The organism is Microbacterium sp. R86528, from assembly GCF_044596335.1.
Taxonomy (GTDB): domain Bacteria; phylum Actinomycetota; class Actinomycetes; order Actinomycetales; family Microbacteriaceae; genus Microbacterium; species Microbacterium marmarense.
Genome location: NZ_CP138996.1, coordinates 1,917,196 through 1,931,414, shown reverse-complemented (window position 1 = coordinate 1,931,414; position 14,219 = coordinate 1,917,196). Strand labels below are relative to the sequence as shown.

The window sequence follows — 14,219 nt, the reverse complement described above, 5'->3', positions numbered from 1 at the left end:
ATTGAGACCTGGTTCATCCGCACGCGGTCTCCGATGTGAATCACGGTGCCGGGCGTATCCAATCGAGGAACCATGAACCACGATGAAGGCCCCACGAGAACGTTGCGGCCGATGGAGACCTTGTGCGGGTTGCCCGCGCGAAATGGCAGCATGATTCGGCTGCCCCGACCAATATGCGCAAAGCCGCCTCTCACGAAGGCTGTGAAGGCGGCGTCACGCACACGCATCACATTCTGAATCAGCTTCATGCCGTTCATGCGGCGGCTCCGTGAGCGCCATCGCTCGAAGTGACTCTCGCGCCCGCGGGCAGCATCCCATCAAAGTTCTTGCTCGCGAGGCTGGTGACGGTCGGGAGCGCGGCCAGGATCGCACCTCGAAGCTCGGGTTCGTTCTCGATGAGCATCGACACCGCCTCTGGCAGGCGCTGTTCCAGTCCCGGTCCGGGTTCGAGGCAGAGCTGCGGGGTGCCCAACAGGTTCATGAGGCCTTCGACCTTCCCTTGCGTGGCCAGTGTGAGAGCGGGCGTGCCGCTCATCGTCGACATCACGGCGAGATGCATGCGGCCTGTGACCGCGATACTCGCTCGCGCACCCAATCCGCGAATCTCGGGCGGGGTGAGAAGAGCACGCAGCGCTCTCACGCCCTCGTCGTTCGAGAACCGCGCCGCGAGCTCATCACAGAAGGGCAGGTCGTCAGCGCCCGGTCGCGACACGTGCGGCACGATCAGCACCTTCATGCCGCTCGAGCGCAGGGTTTGAATCGTCGCGACATAGGGCTCGATGCCGGCTTCGACGAGACCGGAGGCATTGACGAGCGCAAGTCGATCGGAGTCGACAAGAGTCGGCCAGACGCGCGCCAAAACCAGCGAATCGCCGCCCTGCGCAACAAAGACGATATCTGCCGTCTCGGTGACCTCAAGGCCATCGCGACGAGCGCGTTCCGCCGAGAGCGGGTCGCGTACGCATAGCAAGGCGCCAGCGCGGGCAGCTCTTCGCAGCTGATCCAACGCGACCGGGTGAGGTGAAGCGTTCCAGCTGAACCCAAGCACACGGGTGTTCCACCCGAGCTCCGCAAAACGGCGTGCCAGCAGCGCGCGATTCACCGACGCCCGTGGCACGTATGCACCATCCATAATGTCTGCACCGACGATCGAGAACGTCGTCGCGTCCGATGCCGCCGCCGCGAGACGACGCAGGTCTCTGGCCCTTCCCATGGCCGAGCCATACACAAGAGCCGGAAGCTCGATCAACTGCATACGGCCGGCAAAGCGTGGCGCAACTGCGATGTCTCTCGTCGATCGCACCGCGACGATTACGTGACCTTCGACCGTTTCGACGAACGCTTCCACGAGGGCCTGATCACCGATGTTGCCGCGACCAGGTGGCGCGACCAGCACGTGTGCTTCTCCCCCCGGCGCGGGTTGCAGACGCATGAATACGCGGTCCACGAATCGGATCACTCGCGGATGGCGCAGTGGCTTCATGACCCATGCCGGAAGCTTCATTCTTGTTCGCTTCCTCCCCAGATCGACAACAACCGCTCGTCGGTCGGCATTGGTGTCTTGCTCTCCAGCCACGCGGTATCAATTGATGCCAAGGCGAAATCCGTCGTGAACGAACCGTTCTGTACGACCATACGAGACGCATCGGCCGAGATCATAGTGTTTGTCACCGTCGCCCACTCGCCGCGTAGGTTGCCGATCAACGTCGAGTTGCGCGCCGACAGTATTCCGACGCTACCCGCGCCGTTGACCGCGGCCGGCAGCCCGGATGTGAACGCATTCGCTTCGGCAGATAACGGATACCGCTGAAGCATGCGGTCGCCCGCAACGATCAACGTGTGATCGAATACGACATTCCGCGCGTTGCTCGAGGGGATGAATGCTGCGTTCGTCGATGCGAAGATCACAGAGTCTGTGATCGTGATGCCGTCTTGCAGCGGGTTGCCCGAAAGCTGCAGGGTGTCGCAGTGCGACTTGGATCCGTCGGGCTTGTACGAAGGCGCGATGTAGCACCCCACTACGCTGATGCCCTCCACGGCGTTGTCACCAGTGCGAAAGGCCCATGCATCCGACTCGGTGACCTGTGCTTCGGGCGTGACACACTCGACGAGCTCGACCTGCTGGGCAGGCACGTAGTCACCGCCGGTGATGTTGAACGCACGACCCTTCGATCGCGCCCAGGCGAAGTCTTGCACCGAAGTGAGCACCAGGCTATTGGGGAAGGTCCAGAACCCGATGAAAGAGACGCCGATCACGCGGTCAATGCGAATGGAGTCTTCCAAGCTCACACTCGAGATGCCATCACGAGGTGTGACCACCACTCGCGATGATCTTCCGGCCGAACCGATCAGTTGGAGCACTGGAGAACTTGATGATCCCGCTCCGAAACCAGGCAGAACCCCTGGCTTCACCAGCACGCACCCGGTCAGCTCACGCGAACGCTCATCGACGTACTTGATGGCATTTCCAATGGCGGTCCAGTTGCAATCCGCTTCGACCACGACGTCGAAGTCATCTGTGAGCAACGGCGTCCGAGTCGGCCAGTGCGCCCCGGTGGGACCGAATTCCGCGTTGACCAGCGACCCACGAGGCGCGCTGGTTGCCGCCAAACTGGTCGGCGTCGGCGTCGGCGTCGGAACAGCCGTCGGGGTCTGAGCGACCGGCGAAACAGGCGCACATGAAATCAGCGTCACCGGCGCGGCGGCGAACAGCAATGAAAGCGCCGTTCGTCGTGAGATATCACCCAATGTGTGGTCCGTTCTTTTCAATCGGACGTCTTCGGCCCACGCGTGCGGAGTGAGCGCGCGTCATTCAACCGTATGGGCGACGTGCTTCTCCCAGGTTACGGCGAGAATAATTCCCCCGGGTAGTAAAGGTCTCACACCACGCGCACATAAGCCGCCCTCACACCTGTGCGAGAGCGGCTTATGTGGATGAGATATTGAAATCTCAGCGAGAATCAGAGGGGGCGGATGTCTTCCGCCTGGAGGCCCTTCGGGCCCTGCGCGATTTCAAACTCGACGCGCTGGTTCTCTTCGAGCGAGCGGTATCCACTCGCGGTGATCGCTGTGTAGTGGGCGAAGACGTCTGCGCCGCCTTCATCCGGAGCGATGAAGCCGAAGCCCTTCTCCGAGTTGAACCACTTGACGGTACCCTGCGTGCTCATTACTTGCCGTTCTTTGGTGTGCTAGCGCCCCGTGCGCTAATCACTTCCACGCTATATAACTGGGGCGATGATCGCGAGGAAATTACTCGTTGTGACCCAAATGTTGCACAGCCGTACTCCTGGCGTGCGATCAAAGTCCCCAGCCATCGGACGCCCGGGCTGAGCAAACTCGAAGCCCGGACGTCGACGGATCCCCCCGGATAGGCCACGCCATGCGTGACATCCATATGGTATCGATTTATCGACGCCCGAACCAGCAATCCGGGCGAGATCGTGAGCGGCTATGCTGCGCGCATCCGGGCCTTGCCTACGTCAGAACCGACAAAAAAGTCCTGAGTCGCGACTCGTTCGTAAACGATGTCGCGACTCAGGAGAATGTGTGCGCGAGGGGGGACTTGAACCCCCACGCCCTTGCGGGCACTGGCACCTGAAGCCAGCGCGTCTACCTATTCCGCCACCCGCGCATGTTGACAAGGCCAAAAAGAACCTCGAACTCAACTTCCCGAGGATATCACGCCTCCTGCACTAGCCTCGAACTGGTGGGCGTGAGCTCAACTACACAAGAGGGTTCTTCGCCGACTCAGACTCTGCAACTAGCATGTACCAACCGGCACCCCCCGTCCGAGGAGCTCCGTGGGACTACTTGACAGTTTCGAGAAAGGTCTCGAGCGCGCCGTAAACAGCGCATTCGCGAAGACCTTCCGCAGCGGCATTCAGCCCGTCGAAATCGCCTCTGCGCTGCGCAGCGAGCTCGACAAGAAAGCTGCCGTCGTCTCCCGCGACCGCATCCTGGCTCCGAACACCTTTACTGTGCGGCTCTCTCCCGCCGATGACGCGAATATGGCGTCGCTGGGCAACGCCCTCAACGACGAACTGCTCACACTCGTCAACAAGCATGCGACATCACAGGGGTACTCCTTCGCGGGCAGCGTCAGTATCACCCTGACCGGTGATGAGCAGGTATCCACCGGCACGTTGCGGGTGGACTCCTCCACTGCCCAGGGCGGCACAGTGGCATGGCGTGGCGTGGTCGACGTTGAAGGCAAGCGGCATCCGCTGGTCAAGGCCCGAACCGTGATCGGACGCGGCAGCGATGCCGACATCACCATCTCCGACGCTGGCACCAGCCGCAAGCACGTTGAGATTCTGTGGGACGGCGAGCGCGCCATGGTCCGCGATCTCAACTCGACCAACGGCACGATGCTCGACGGCCATAAGATCACCGAAGCTGCGTTGCCGCCCGACTCCACGGTGACAATCGGACGCACGGCGATCGTCTTCCGCGTGGTGGCTCACTCCGCTCCTCCGAAACCCAAGCTCTCTGCCGACGACGCGACTCGCGCCTACAACCTTCGAGATGGTGGTCCCCTGGCATGAGTGAACTCACCCTGCTCCTGCTGCGCATCGGGTTTCTGGTGTTGCTGTGGGCGTTCGTGTTCGCGGTCGTCTACTCGCTTCGAGCGGATCTGTTCGGCGTGAAAGTGCGGCGGATGCCCGATGCCGCACCAGCTGGAGCGGATTCACAAAAGTCCGCACCCTCTAACAAGACGGCTCCCGTGGCGCCGCCTGCGGCCGCGCCGCCCTCGAAAGCGGGCCCAGCCACCACCACCACGGTAGAACGCATCGTCATCACCAGCGGCCCCAAGGCGGGTCTCGAGCTGCCACTGGGTCACGAGCCGCTCACGATCGGGCGTTCCAGCGAATCTGGCCTGGTGATTCGCGACGACTACACGTCGAGCCATCACGCGCGTCTCGTGCTGTGGGGCGAGCAGTGGATGCTGCAGGATCTCGATTCGACGAACGGATCATGGCACAACGGCACTCGCGTAACCACGCCCGTGCCGGTGATCGTGGGCGCTCCGATCAAGGTTGGCGCCACTACTTTCGAGTTGCGAAAGTAACGGGGCGGGCCCACCCATATGGTCTTTCAAGGCTCCAGCACCGCCATCTCGCACACCGGGAAGGTGCGCTCGAACAACCAGGACTCCGGCTACGCCGGCTCTAATCTGTTCGTGGTTGCCGATGGCATGGGCGGACACGCTGGCGGCGATGTGGCATCAAGCCTCGCCGTGTCTCGGCTTCAGCAACTCGACGTGCCCTACGAGTCCACGACGGTGGCCGAACGCGCACTGCAAGACGCTATTACCGAATCAGCAACCGATCTGATCGACACCGTGCATGTGCGCCCCGAGCTGGCCGGCATGGGAACGACGGTGAGCGCACTGCTGATGGTCGACGAATATGCGGTCATCGCGCACATCGGCGACTCGCGCATCTATCTCTTTCGCGATGGCAATCTCACCCAGATCACCACCGACCACACCTTCGTGCAGCGTCTCGTCGACTCTGGGCGCATCACTCCAGAAGAAGCGCGCTATCACCCTCGCCGATCGGTGCTCATGCGTGTGCTCGGCGACATGGATCCCAATCCAGAGCTCGACACCTTCATCATGCCGACTCAGCCAGGCGATCGGTGGCTGCTCTGCTCAGACGGTCTGACCGGTGTTGTCGACGACCCTCATACGAGCAAAACGCTGGCGCTCGGCCTCGCTCCCGGACGCACCGCCGACAGCCTGCTCAAACAGGCCCTCGATGGCGGCGCTCCAGACAACGTGACGATCGTGATTGTCGACGTCGGCGGGCAGCATCCACTGTTCTCAGGCACACCCACCATCGTCGGATCAGCTTCGAACCCGACCGGCATCGAAGTTCCCGCGGCCAAGCCGAGCCGCACCAGTTGGCTGCACCCGAATCGCCAGGCCGCCAATGAACCCACTCACTTCGAGCCCGCGCCGGAGTTTCTCGAAGAGCTCATCGAAGAAGACAAACGCCGCAATCGCCGACGGCGCATCGGCTGGATCGTGGGTGTGATTCTCGTGCTCGGCATGATCGGCACCGCGCTGTGGTTTAGCTACGAATGGACTCAGACTCGGTACTTCGTGGGGGCGGACGAAGACTCCGTGGTGATCTTCCAAGGGGTGCAGCAGAATATCGGTCCGATCTCGTTGTCGACCCCGTACGAAGACACCGAGATTCCGTTGGATTCGCTCTCGGACTTCGCGCTGGCGACTGTTGAGCAGACGATCTCGGCGAGCTCTCTCACAGACGCACGCCGTATCGTCACTTCAATCAGCGAGATCGCGGGAGGAGGCGAATGAGCAACATCACCAAACCTGCCGGCGACGTCTCAACCGACACGGCGGTCATCCGCGCCCTGCGCAAGATGCGCGCACCTCAAACGCAGCGCAACCGCGAACTGGGGCTGTTGATCTTCGTCTTCCTCATCAACGGGGCAGCGGTCGCACTTGTGCAACTGGGCGCCACTGATGCCCTCGACTGGACGTTCCTGATCTACTGCGGCACGCTGACGGCGATCGTGTTGGCTCTGCATATTCTGCTGCGGCTGCGTGCGCGCGACGCCGATCCGTTCGTTGTGCCGATCGCCACACTGCTCACCGGACTCGGCATCGCCGAGATCTACCGCCTCGACATCTATTGGGACCGCCACGGGTGGGATTCCTTCTCCACCCGACAGCTCGTGTGGGCAGGAATCGCCCTCGGCTGTGCGCTCATTGTGGCTTACGCGCTGCGCAACTATCGCGTGCTGTTTCGCTATACGTACATCTTCGGCTTCGTGGGAATTGCACTGCTGCTGCTGCCGTTCATTCCATTCCTGAGCACCAATGCCAACGCCAACGTGTGGATATCAGTCGGCATCTTCTCGTTCCAACCGGGAGAACTGGCAAAGATCGCGCTAGCGATCTTCTTCGCTGGCTATCTCGTGCGCACGCGAGAGAGCCTCACCTCGGTGGGAACGAAATTCCTCGGACTCACCTGGCCGCGTGCCCGCGAGCTCGGCCCCCTGATGGTGGTCTGGCTGATCTCGCTCGCCATCATCGTGTTGCAACGCGACCTTGGTACTGGCGTGCTGATATTCGGCATGTTCGTCGTCATGCTCTACGTCGCGACGGGCAAGACCAGCTGGGTGCTTATGGGCCTCGTTCTTGTGGTCGCGGCAGCACTCGTCGCCACGCAGATTCTGCCCTATGTGCGCAGTCGGTTCGAGAACTGGATCTACGCGTTCGATCCCGCTGTCATTGAAGCGCCGGGCGGCAGTTACCAGCTCGTTCAGGGCATCTTCGGCATGGCCAATGGTGGCCTGCTGGGCACAGGCCTGGGACAAGGCCGCCCGTATCTCACCCCCGTCGCCGAGAGCGACTACATCTTCCCCAGCCTCGGTGAAGAGCTCGGCTTGATCGGAGCGTTCGCGATCCTCTGCCTTTACATCATCTTCACGAGTCGAGGCATTCGTATCGGGCTGGCCGGTCAAGATGACTTCGGCAAGCTCCTCGCAACGGGACTGTCATTCACGATCGGTTTGCAGGTATTCATCATGGTTGGCGGCGTAACGCGAGTGATCCCGTTGACGGGCCTGACCACGCCCTTCCTTGCAGCGGGCGGATCGTCGCTGGTTGCAAACTGGATCATTGTGGCCATCCTGCTGCGCATCTCAGATGCCGTGCGCAGTCGACCCCGGGTGGTGATCGGCTAGATGACAAAAGAACTACGCCGGGTGAGCTTGGTGCTCCTTGCCATGGTGATCGCTCTGTTTGCCTCGACGAGTTGGATTCAGGTCATCGACGCTGATGCACTCGCCGAGAATCCTGACAACAAGCGCGCACTCTACGACTCGTACGAGGTGCAACGAGGCTCGATCATTGCGAGCGGTTCGGCTATCGCGTCATCGGTGAGCACCGACGACGTGTACAGCTGGCAGCGCGTCTACCCCGACGCCGAGATGTGGGCGAGCGTCACAGGCTGGATCAACCCGGTACTCGGGTCTGCCACCGGCATGGAGCAGTCGATGAATCAGGTTCTCAGCGGCACGGCCGGATCTCAGTTCTTCTCGCGCGTCGAGCGCATCTTCACCGGTCAACCGCCGCGCGGGTCGAACGTGGTTCTGACCCTGGATGCCGCAGTGCAACAGGTTGCGTACGAGGCCCTGGGAGACTTGGAAGGCGCCGTGATCGCGTTGAATCCCGAAACTGGCGCCGTGATCGCAATGGTGTCGAGTCCTTCGTTCGACACCAACCTGCTCGCGCTTCACGATGCCGATGCGACGAACGAGTACTACGACTCTCTCGTCGCGGATCCGTCCAATCCCCTGTACAACCGCGCAATTGCTGGTGACCTCAACCCTCCTGGGTTGACCTTCAAGCTCGTGGTCGCGTCGGCGGCACTGTCGTCAGGCGACTACACCCCAGAATCCACGTTGCCCAACCCATCGACGTACACCCTGCCGCAATCCACCAGCGTGGTCTACAACGCAAGTAGGGGCACGTGCGGCGATGGCGACGAAGTGACGATCGCAGACGCCCTTCGCCTCAGTTGCAACATTCCCTTTGCTGAGCTCGCTGTCGAACTCGGCGACGACGTCATTCGCGAAGAGGCGGAGAAATACGGTTTCAACTCTTCGGTCGAGATCCCGCTGGTTTCTACCCCGTCGGTGTATCCCCGAGCACTCGATGACGCCCAAACCGCACTCACCGGCTTCGGTCAAGGTCAGGTGACAGCAACTCCGATTCAAATGGCTATGGTCTCGGCAGGAATCGCCAACGAAGGTGTCGTGATGACGCCCAGGATGCTTTCACGCGTGATCGGCCCCGACCTCACCTCGCAAGAGACATTCGAAAGCACCGAGTTCGCCCAAGCATTGGAAGCTGATGTTGCAGAGGAAATGGTCGCGATGATGGTCGCTAATGTCAGTGATGGTGCTGCGTCGGGTGCAAGAATAGACGGGGTCGAGGTGGGCGGAAAGACGGGAACGTCAGAGAACGGTGCGGATGATCCGTACACTCTGTGGTTCACCGGATTTGCTCCGGCTGATGACCCTCAGGTAGCCGTGGCCGTCGTCATTGAAGATGGTGGCGGGCAGGGACAAACGGGCAGCGGTAACTCCATCGCATCGCCCATCGCGAAGAAGGTCATGGAGGCGGTGCTAAGCAAATGAGACCAACGCAGGGTGTGACCTTCGGTGGCCGCTATGAGCTTGATTCCCGAATCGCGATCGGCGGTATGGGCGAGGTCTGGGAAGCGACTGATCATGTGATCGGCCGCACTGTCGCCATCAAAATTCTTAAAGACGAGTACATGGGCGATCCGGGCTTCCTCGAGCGCTTCCGCGCCGAGGCTCGCCACGCGGCGCTCGTCAACCACGAGGGCATCGCCAGTGTCTTTGACTACGGCGAAGAAGCGGGTAGCGCGTTCTTGGTCATGGAACTTGTTCCTGGCGAAGCGCTGTCGACCATTCTCGAGCGTGAAGGCGCACTGTCGACGGACAAAACGCTCGACATCGTGGCGCAAACGGCGGCAGCGCTGCAGGCTGCCCACGCGGCAGGTCTGGTGCACCGCGACATCAAGCCCGGAAACCTTCTGATCACGCCCGACGGTCGGGTCAAGATCACTGACTTCGGCATTGCGCGAATTGCCGACCAGGTGCCGTTGACGGCCACCGGACAGGTCATGGGCACGGTGCAGTACCTATCACCGGAACAGGCGTCTGGCCATCCCGCGTCTCCGGCGACTGACACCTATTCGTTGGGAATCGTCGCTTACGAGATCCTCGCCGGCCGACGTCCGTTCACGGGCGAATCGCAGGTCGCGATCGCGATGGCGCAGATCAATGAGCAGCCGCCGCCGCTTCCGGCTACGGTCGCGGAACCGGTGCAGAACCTCGTCATGGCGATGATCGCCAAGAAACCCGAGGATCGTCCGGCTTCATCAGCGGCAGTCGCCAACGGCGCTGCGGCCCTGCGACGCGGCGACGTCGCGGCAGCCATCGTGGCCATTCCCGCGATTGCTGGCGGCCTCGATGACTCGACGAAGCTATTGACTGCTTCAGGACAGACCTCGGCGACCACTCAACTGCTGTCTGCAACAGATCTTCCTGTCGATGCCGACGGTGAGCCCGAGAAGAAGAAGCGCAGCCCATGGACCTGGCCGCTCATCGCGCTGATCGTCTTGTTGTTGCTCGTTCTCGGTGGCACGGTATGGGCACTGCTGGCTGGGGGCGGCGACGCCGAACCTACGCCGTCAGCGAGCACGACCACGGCGACACCGACGCCCACTCGGAGTCAGACACCCACACCGACGCCGACGCCGACCTCCGAGACAGTCGATGTGAACGCTCTCGGACTCAACGGCATGAGCTGCGACGATGCCCGAAACACCGCGCTCGAGGCTGGCATCGAGACGGTAACGTGCACCGAAGGCAATGCGGCAACTTCTGAAGATCAGGTCGACACTGTCTACTCCTTCGAACCGCAAGGAAACGTTCCCAAGGAACGCGAACTCGTGTTGACCTACTACGGCCCGATGACGGCTATCGGCGCACCCAGCGCACCCACCATCGAGGTCGGCGGTTCGGCCGCTGGATCCGTAGAAGCCGGCGCCACCGTGCAGGTCAATTGGAGCGCGTTCACGTGCCCATCTGGCACCGGGACCGTGAGCGCCTACAACCTCAAAGCAGTGAACGGCACGTTCTCGACTACCGGTGGCTCAGAAGCATCGTTCTCGCCCACCGATCGCCCGGTTGATCTGGTGGTCGCGGATCAATCCGGTCAATCGCTGTTCGTCACCTACACGGTCTCGTGCACCGGCAACGGCACGAGCCGCGATTCTGATGCATCCAGCCAGGCTCAAGCCACGATTACCGACCCAGCACCAGACCCGACGCCGACACCCACGCCGTGACCGCCGAACCACGTGTGCTGTCAGGTCGCTACCGCATCGATGAAGTCATCGGTCGCGGCGGCATGGCGACGGTGTTCCGCGGCGAAGACCTCACGCTCGGCCGCGAGGTCGCGATCAAGGTGCTCGATCGCGACTTGGCGAACGACAATGCATTTCGCACGCGGTTTCGGCTAGAAGCCCAAGCAGCCTCACGCATGGCGCACCCCACCATCGTGCGTGTCTACGACGCGGGTGAAGATGCTGCGGTCGGTGACGACGGGGTCACCCGCCCGGTTCCGTACATCGTGATGGAGCTCGTCAAGGGCAGGTTGCTCAAGGACATAATCGCGGCCGGGCCGGTGCCCGTCGCTGACACAGTGCGGTTCATCGACGGCATTCTCGAAGCGCTCGAATACTCGCACCGCGCCGGGGTGATCCACCGCGACATCAAGCCCGGCAACGTCATGATCACCGAGGCCGGCGGTGTCAAGGTCATGGACTTCGGCATCGCGCGGGCTGTTTCAGACGGGTCGTCGACCGTTGCTGAAACGACAGCCATCATCGGCACCGCCTCTTATTTCTCTCCCGAGCAGGCCAAAGGCGAACCGGTCGATGCACGCGCTGACGTGTACTCCACCGGCGTGGTGCTATACGAACTGCTCGTTGGTCGACCGCCCTTCCGCGGCGAAACACCGGTTGCTGTTGCCTACCAGCACGTAAGCGAAGCGCCGATCGCTCCTTCCGAGGTGAACGACACGGTGCCGCGCTCTCTCGACGCCGTCGCCCTGCGCGCCCTGGCGAAAGACCCGTATCAGCGCTACCAAGACGCAGCGTCGTTCCGTGACGCCGTCGATGCAACGGTCGATGGTCGATCACCTTCAAAGCGACAGGTCAGCACGCTCACCAGCGAACTCTACGGCCCGAATCCGCGTCATGCGGCCGAGACAGCTCGGTCACTTCGCCAGCTCAGCACCGACACCACGATGACCCGCACTCAGGCAGGTCCCCCGGTCGCATGGATTTGGACGGGCGTCGGAATTCTGGCAGTACTGCTAATTTCGATCGCGTTCTGGGTGTTCTCGATTCGTCCAGACGAAGCTCCTCCAACGTCGGCGAGCACGGTGCCCGACGTCACGGGCATGACGTATGAACGCGCAATTGAGACCTTGGCAGAAGCGGAGCTGCTTGCAGTGCGCATCAACGAAGAAAACGCCCAGGTCGCCGAGGGCAACGTCATCCGCACGGACCCCGAAGCAGACGAGACCCTCGTTCCGGATTCAGAGGTGCGTGTCTACGTCTCCGAGGGCAAAGAGACCGTCACCGTCCCGACGCTCGACGGTCTCGGTCAAGACGCCGCAACCGCTGCGCTTGAGAGTGCGGGGTTGGAGTTGGGAATCGTCACTCAGCGCAACGATCCTTCGTTGCCTGGAGGCACCGTGATCTCGGCTGACCAGCCTGAAGGTGCCGTCGTGCCGATCGGATCTACGGTCAATCTCGAAGTAGCCTCGGGTCGAGTAACCATCACCGACGTAACCGGCTACACCGTCAATGCCGCCACTCGTGATCTTGAAGCACTCGAGCTCGCGGTTCTGACGCAAGAAGACACCTCGTGCCCGTCATCCAACGCGGACCCCGTCGTCGCCTCGCAGTCCTTGGCTCCCGGAGATGTACCGATCCACTCCGAAATCACACTCGTTTACTGCTCTGGCACGTAGCCTGCCCCGCGGTGGGGTCGCAATGCCGCGCCGCGAACCGCAGCATCCGCAAAGCCAATTGACGCGAGCCAGTTGCCCAGTAGCCGATAGCCGCCCTGTGTGAGCACACTCTCAGGGTGAAACTGCACGCCGTGCATGGGCGCAGTCATGTGCGCGATGCCCATGATCACCCCACCCTCGGTGCGACTCGTCACGACTAGTTCGTACGGCAATGATCGGGGGAGGATGGCCAGCGAATGGTACCGCGTTGCGGTGAATGGGTCGGGCAGTCCGGCATAGAGCGGGTCACCATCGTGATGTACGAGCGACGTCATGCCGTGCATGAGTTCCGGTGCACGCTCGACGGTGGCACCGAACGCTTCTGCAATAGCTTGGTGGCCCAGGCAGACACCAAGAAGCGGGATGCTGGCAGTTGCTGCCGCGCGCACGATGGCGATTGACGCTCCCGCATCGAGGGGAGTCCCAGGACCCGGCGAGATGATGATGCCCTGGTACTGCGAGGCCAGATTTTCGGGATCGTCGACAGCGTCTGCTTCAACCAGGTCTGTCGCGACGCCGAGTTCGTTGACGTAGCCGACCAGGGTATGTACGAAGCTGTCGTGATTGTCGACCACGAGAACTGGCGCGATCGGGTCCGAAGCGTCAGCCAACAGTGACTTCTTGCGGAACGATAAACGGACTCACCCACGGAAAGACGTAGAAGAAGAGCCCGTAGACGACCGCTGCCGCCAGTATGAGCAAGAAGAAGACCCGCAACCACCAAGGTCCGGGCAGAACATGCCATAGCGCTGCGTACATCAGACGCCTTCCGTCAACGAAGTGGGTGGGCCCTCGGACCGCGGGGTAAACGACTCGAAGAGTCCGTACCCGACGATTCTCTCTGCCAGCGAATACATGGGGCTGCAGCTTGTCATCGTGATGTAGTTGCCGCCAGCGGGAACGTCCGGTGCTTGCGGCACGGGCAGCAACACTTCCACTTCGCTCGGGGTCACATACTCAAGGGTGCGAAAGCGGTACGTGTACCAGCCTTCTTCCACCTCGACGACGATGGCATCGCCCACGTGCAGATCTGCGATGGCGTTGAAGGGTGCGCCGTAGGTGGTGCGGTGTGCTGCGACAGCGAAGTTGCCTTCTTCGCCGGGCATCGCTGTACCGGGGTAGTGGCCGATGCCGATCGGGTCGAGCGTTGTCTCTCGCGTAACTCCGCCGGCAATCGGCACAACGTAGTCATCGCCAAATCGCGGGACGTACATGTTCGCGAAGATCTCGCCGTCAGCAGGTTCGGAGAGAATGACCGGATCTGCCGTCGCTGGAGCATCGTCGCCATCCTCGCTAGGAGTGGGCGTCGTTGCGGGCGGTTCGTACTCCTGAGCCCATTGTTCTGACAGTTCTTGACCAGCGGCGTTTCGCTCTGCGCCATAGATGATGTCGCCGATCCACAGCTGCCACGCAACGAACAGCAGTGTCACGGCACCGAGAGTGATCAGAATCTCACCCACAACGCCTAAGAAAGTGGCGCGTGGACGCTTCTTGGGCGCACGTCGTGATCGATCACGCAGCCCATCAGCACTGGCATTCGTGTCGAAAAAGGCCGCTTCACTCACAG

13 protein-coding genes and 1 tRNA gene are annotated in these 14,219 nt (G+C 61.8%); 7 read left to right on the top strand and 7 right to left on the bottom strand.

Annotation, left to right across the window (positions count from 1 at the left end):
- Positions 1 to 253: 253 nt before the first annotated feature.
- The 4 genes from SJY18_RS09020 to SJY18_RS09005 form a co-directional block, all read right to left on the bottom strand.
- Positions 254 to 1,504 carry a polysaccharide pyruvyl transferase family protein gene (locus tag SJY18_RS09020; protein WP_396667300.1) on the bottom strand — a complete coding sequence of 417 codons (1,251 nt, stop codon included), beginning with the start codon at positions 1,502 to 1,504 and terminating at the stop codon, positions 254 to 256.
- Positions 1,501 to 2,748: a hypothetical protein gene (locus tag SJY18_RS09015; protein WP_337336709.1), complete on the bottom strand. Its 1,248-nt coding sequence runs from the start codon at positions 2,746 to 2,748 to the stop codon at positions 1,501 to 1,503. Before SJY18_RS09015 ends, SJY18_RS09020 begins: the two co-directional genes overlap by 4 nt.
- Positions 2,749 to 2,960: 212 nt before the next feature.
- Positions 2,961 to 3,167, bottom strand: coding sequence for a cold-shock protein (locus tag SJY18_RS09010; protein WP_337336708.1), 207 nt, complete (start codon positions 3,165 to 3,167; stop codon positions 2,961 to 2,963).
- Positions 3,168 to 3,547: 380 nt separating this feature from the next.
- Positions 3,548 to 3,631, bottom strand: a tRNA-Leu gene (locus SJY18_RS09005).
- A gap of 169 nt (positions 3,632 to 3,800) precedes the next feature.
- On the opposite strand from SJY18_RS09005, the gene SJY18_RS09000 reads away from it, so the two are divergent.
- The 7 genes from SJY18_RS09000 to pknB are packed head-to-tail and all read left to right on the top strand — an operon-like array spanning position 3,801 to position 12,613.
- Positions 3,801 to 4,544 carry a DUF3662 and FHA domain-containing protein gene (locus SJY18_RS09000; RefSeq protein WP_337336707.1) on the top strand — a complete coding sequence of 248 codons (744 nt, stop codon included), beginning with the start codon at positions 3,801 to 3,803 and terminating at the stop codon, positions 4,542 to 4,544.
- Positions 4,541 to 5,068, top strand: a complete 528-nt coding sequence (locus SJY18_RS08995) for an FHA domain-containing protein (RefSeq protein ID WP_396667299.1) — start codon at positions 4,541 to 4,543, stop codon at positions 5,066 to 5,068. The genes SJY18_RS09000 and SJY18_RS08995 overlap by 4 nt, the downstream gene beginning before the upstream one ends.
- An 18-nt stretch (positions 5,069 to 5,086) precedes the next feature.
- Entirely contained in the window at positions 5,087 to 6,325 is a 1,239-nt protein-coding gene (locus SJY18_RS08990; RefSeq protein ID WP_337336705.1) for a PP2C family serine/threonine-protein phosphatase, read from the top strand.
- Positions 6,322 to 7,719: an FtsW/RodA/SpoVE family cell cycle protein gene (locus SJY18_RS08985; RefSeq protein ID WP_396667298.1), complete on the top strand. Its 1,398-nt coding sequence runs from the start codon at positions 6,322 to 6,324 to the stop codon at positions 7,717 to 7,719. Before SJY18_RS08990 ends, SJY18_RS08985 begins: the two co-directional genes overlap by 4 nt.
- The gene (locus SJY18_RS08980) at positions 7,720 to 9,177 is read left to right on the top strand and encodes a peptidoglycan D,D-transpeptidase FtsI family protein (RefSeq protein WP_396667297.1); all 1,458 of its coding nucleotides are present in this window, start codon (positions 7,720 to 7,722) and stop codon (positions 9,175 to 9,177) included.
- Positions 9,174 to 10,919: a serine/threonine-protein kinase gene (locus tag SJY18_RS08975; protein ID WP_337336702.1), complete on the top strand. Its 1,746-nt coding sequence runs from the start codon at positions 9,174 to 9,176 to the stop codon at positions 10,917 to 10,919. The genes SJY18_RS08980 and SJY18_RS08975 overlap by 4 nt, the downstream gene beginning before the upstream one ends.
- The gene (gene pknB, locus SJY18_RS08970) at positions 10,916 to 12,613 is read left to right on the top strand and encodes a Stk1 family PASTA domain-containing Ser/Thr kinase (RefSeq protein WP_396667296.1); all 1,698 of its coding nucleotides are present in this window, start codon (positions 10,916 to 10,918) and stop codon (positions 12,611 to 12,613) included. Before SJY18_RS08975 ends, pknB begins: the two co-directional genes overlap by 4 nt.
- Here pknB and SJY18_RS08965 read toward each other — a convergent pair.
- The 3 genes from SJY18_RS08965 to SJY18_RS08955 are packed head-to-tail and all read right to left on the bottom strand — an operon-like array spanning position 12,595 to position 14,217.
- Positions 12,595 to 13,263, bottom strand: a complete 669-nt coding sequence (locus SJY18_RS08965; RefSeq protein ID WP_396667295.1) for an anthranilate synthase component II — start codon at positions 13,261 to 13,263, stop codon at positions 12,595 to 12,597. The genes pknB and SJY18_RS08965 overlap by 19 nt on opposite strands.
- Positions 13,256 to 13,411: a hypothetical protein gene (locus SJY18_RS08960; protein WP_396667294.1), complete on the bottom strand. Its 156-nt coding sequence runs from the start codon at positions 13,409 to 13,411 to the stop codon at positions 13,256 to 13,258. Before SJY18_RS08960 ends, SJY18_RS08965 begins: the two co-directional genes overlap by 8 nt.
- On the bottom strand, positions 13,411 to 14,217 hold the full coding sequence (locus SJY18_RS08955; protein WP_396667293.1) for a class E sortase: 807 nt from the start codon (positions 14,215 to 14,217) through the stop codon (positions 13,411 to 13,413). The genes SJY18_RS08960 and SJY18_RS08955 overlap by 1 nt, the downstream gene beginning before the upstream one ends.
- Positions 14,218 to 14,219 lie beyond the last annotated feature (2 nt).

Bases quoted from the DNA above. Each gene is read 5' to 3' on its own strand.
- SJY18_RS09020 (WP_396667300.1), bottom strand. From the start codon at position 1,504: ATGAAGCTTCCGGCATGGGTCATGAAGCCACTGCGCCATCCGCGAGTG.
- SJY18_RS09010 (WP_337336708.1), bottom strand. From the start codon at position 3,167: ATGAGCACGCAGGGTACCGTCAAGTGGTTCAACTCGGAGAAGGGCTTC.
- SJY18_RS08995 (WP_396667299.1), top strand. From the start codon at position 4,541: ATGAGTGAACTCACCCTGCTCCTGCTGCGCATCGGGTTTCTGGTGTTG.
- SJY18_RS08990 (WP_337336705.1), top strand. From the start codon at position 5,087: ATGGTCTTTCAAGGCTCCAGCACCGCCATCTCGCACACCGGGAAGGTG.
- SJY18_RS08985 (WP_396667298.1), top strand. From the start codon at position 6,322: ATGAGCAACATCACCAAACCTGCCGGCGACGTCTCAACCGACACGGCG.
- SJY18_RS08980 (WP_396667297.1), top strand. From the start codon at position 7,720: ATGACAAAAGAACTACGCCGGGTGAGCTTGGTGCTCCTTGCCATGGTG.
- SJY18_RS08975 (WP_337336702.1), top strand. From the start codon at position 9,174: ATGAGACCAACGCAGGGTGTGACCTTCGGTGGCCGCTATGAGCTTGAT.
- SJY18_RS08960 (WP_396667294.1), bottom strand. From the start codon at position 13,411: ATGTACGCAGCGCTATGGCATGTTCTGCCCGGACCTTGGTGGTTGCGG.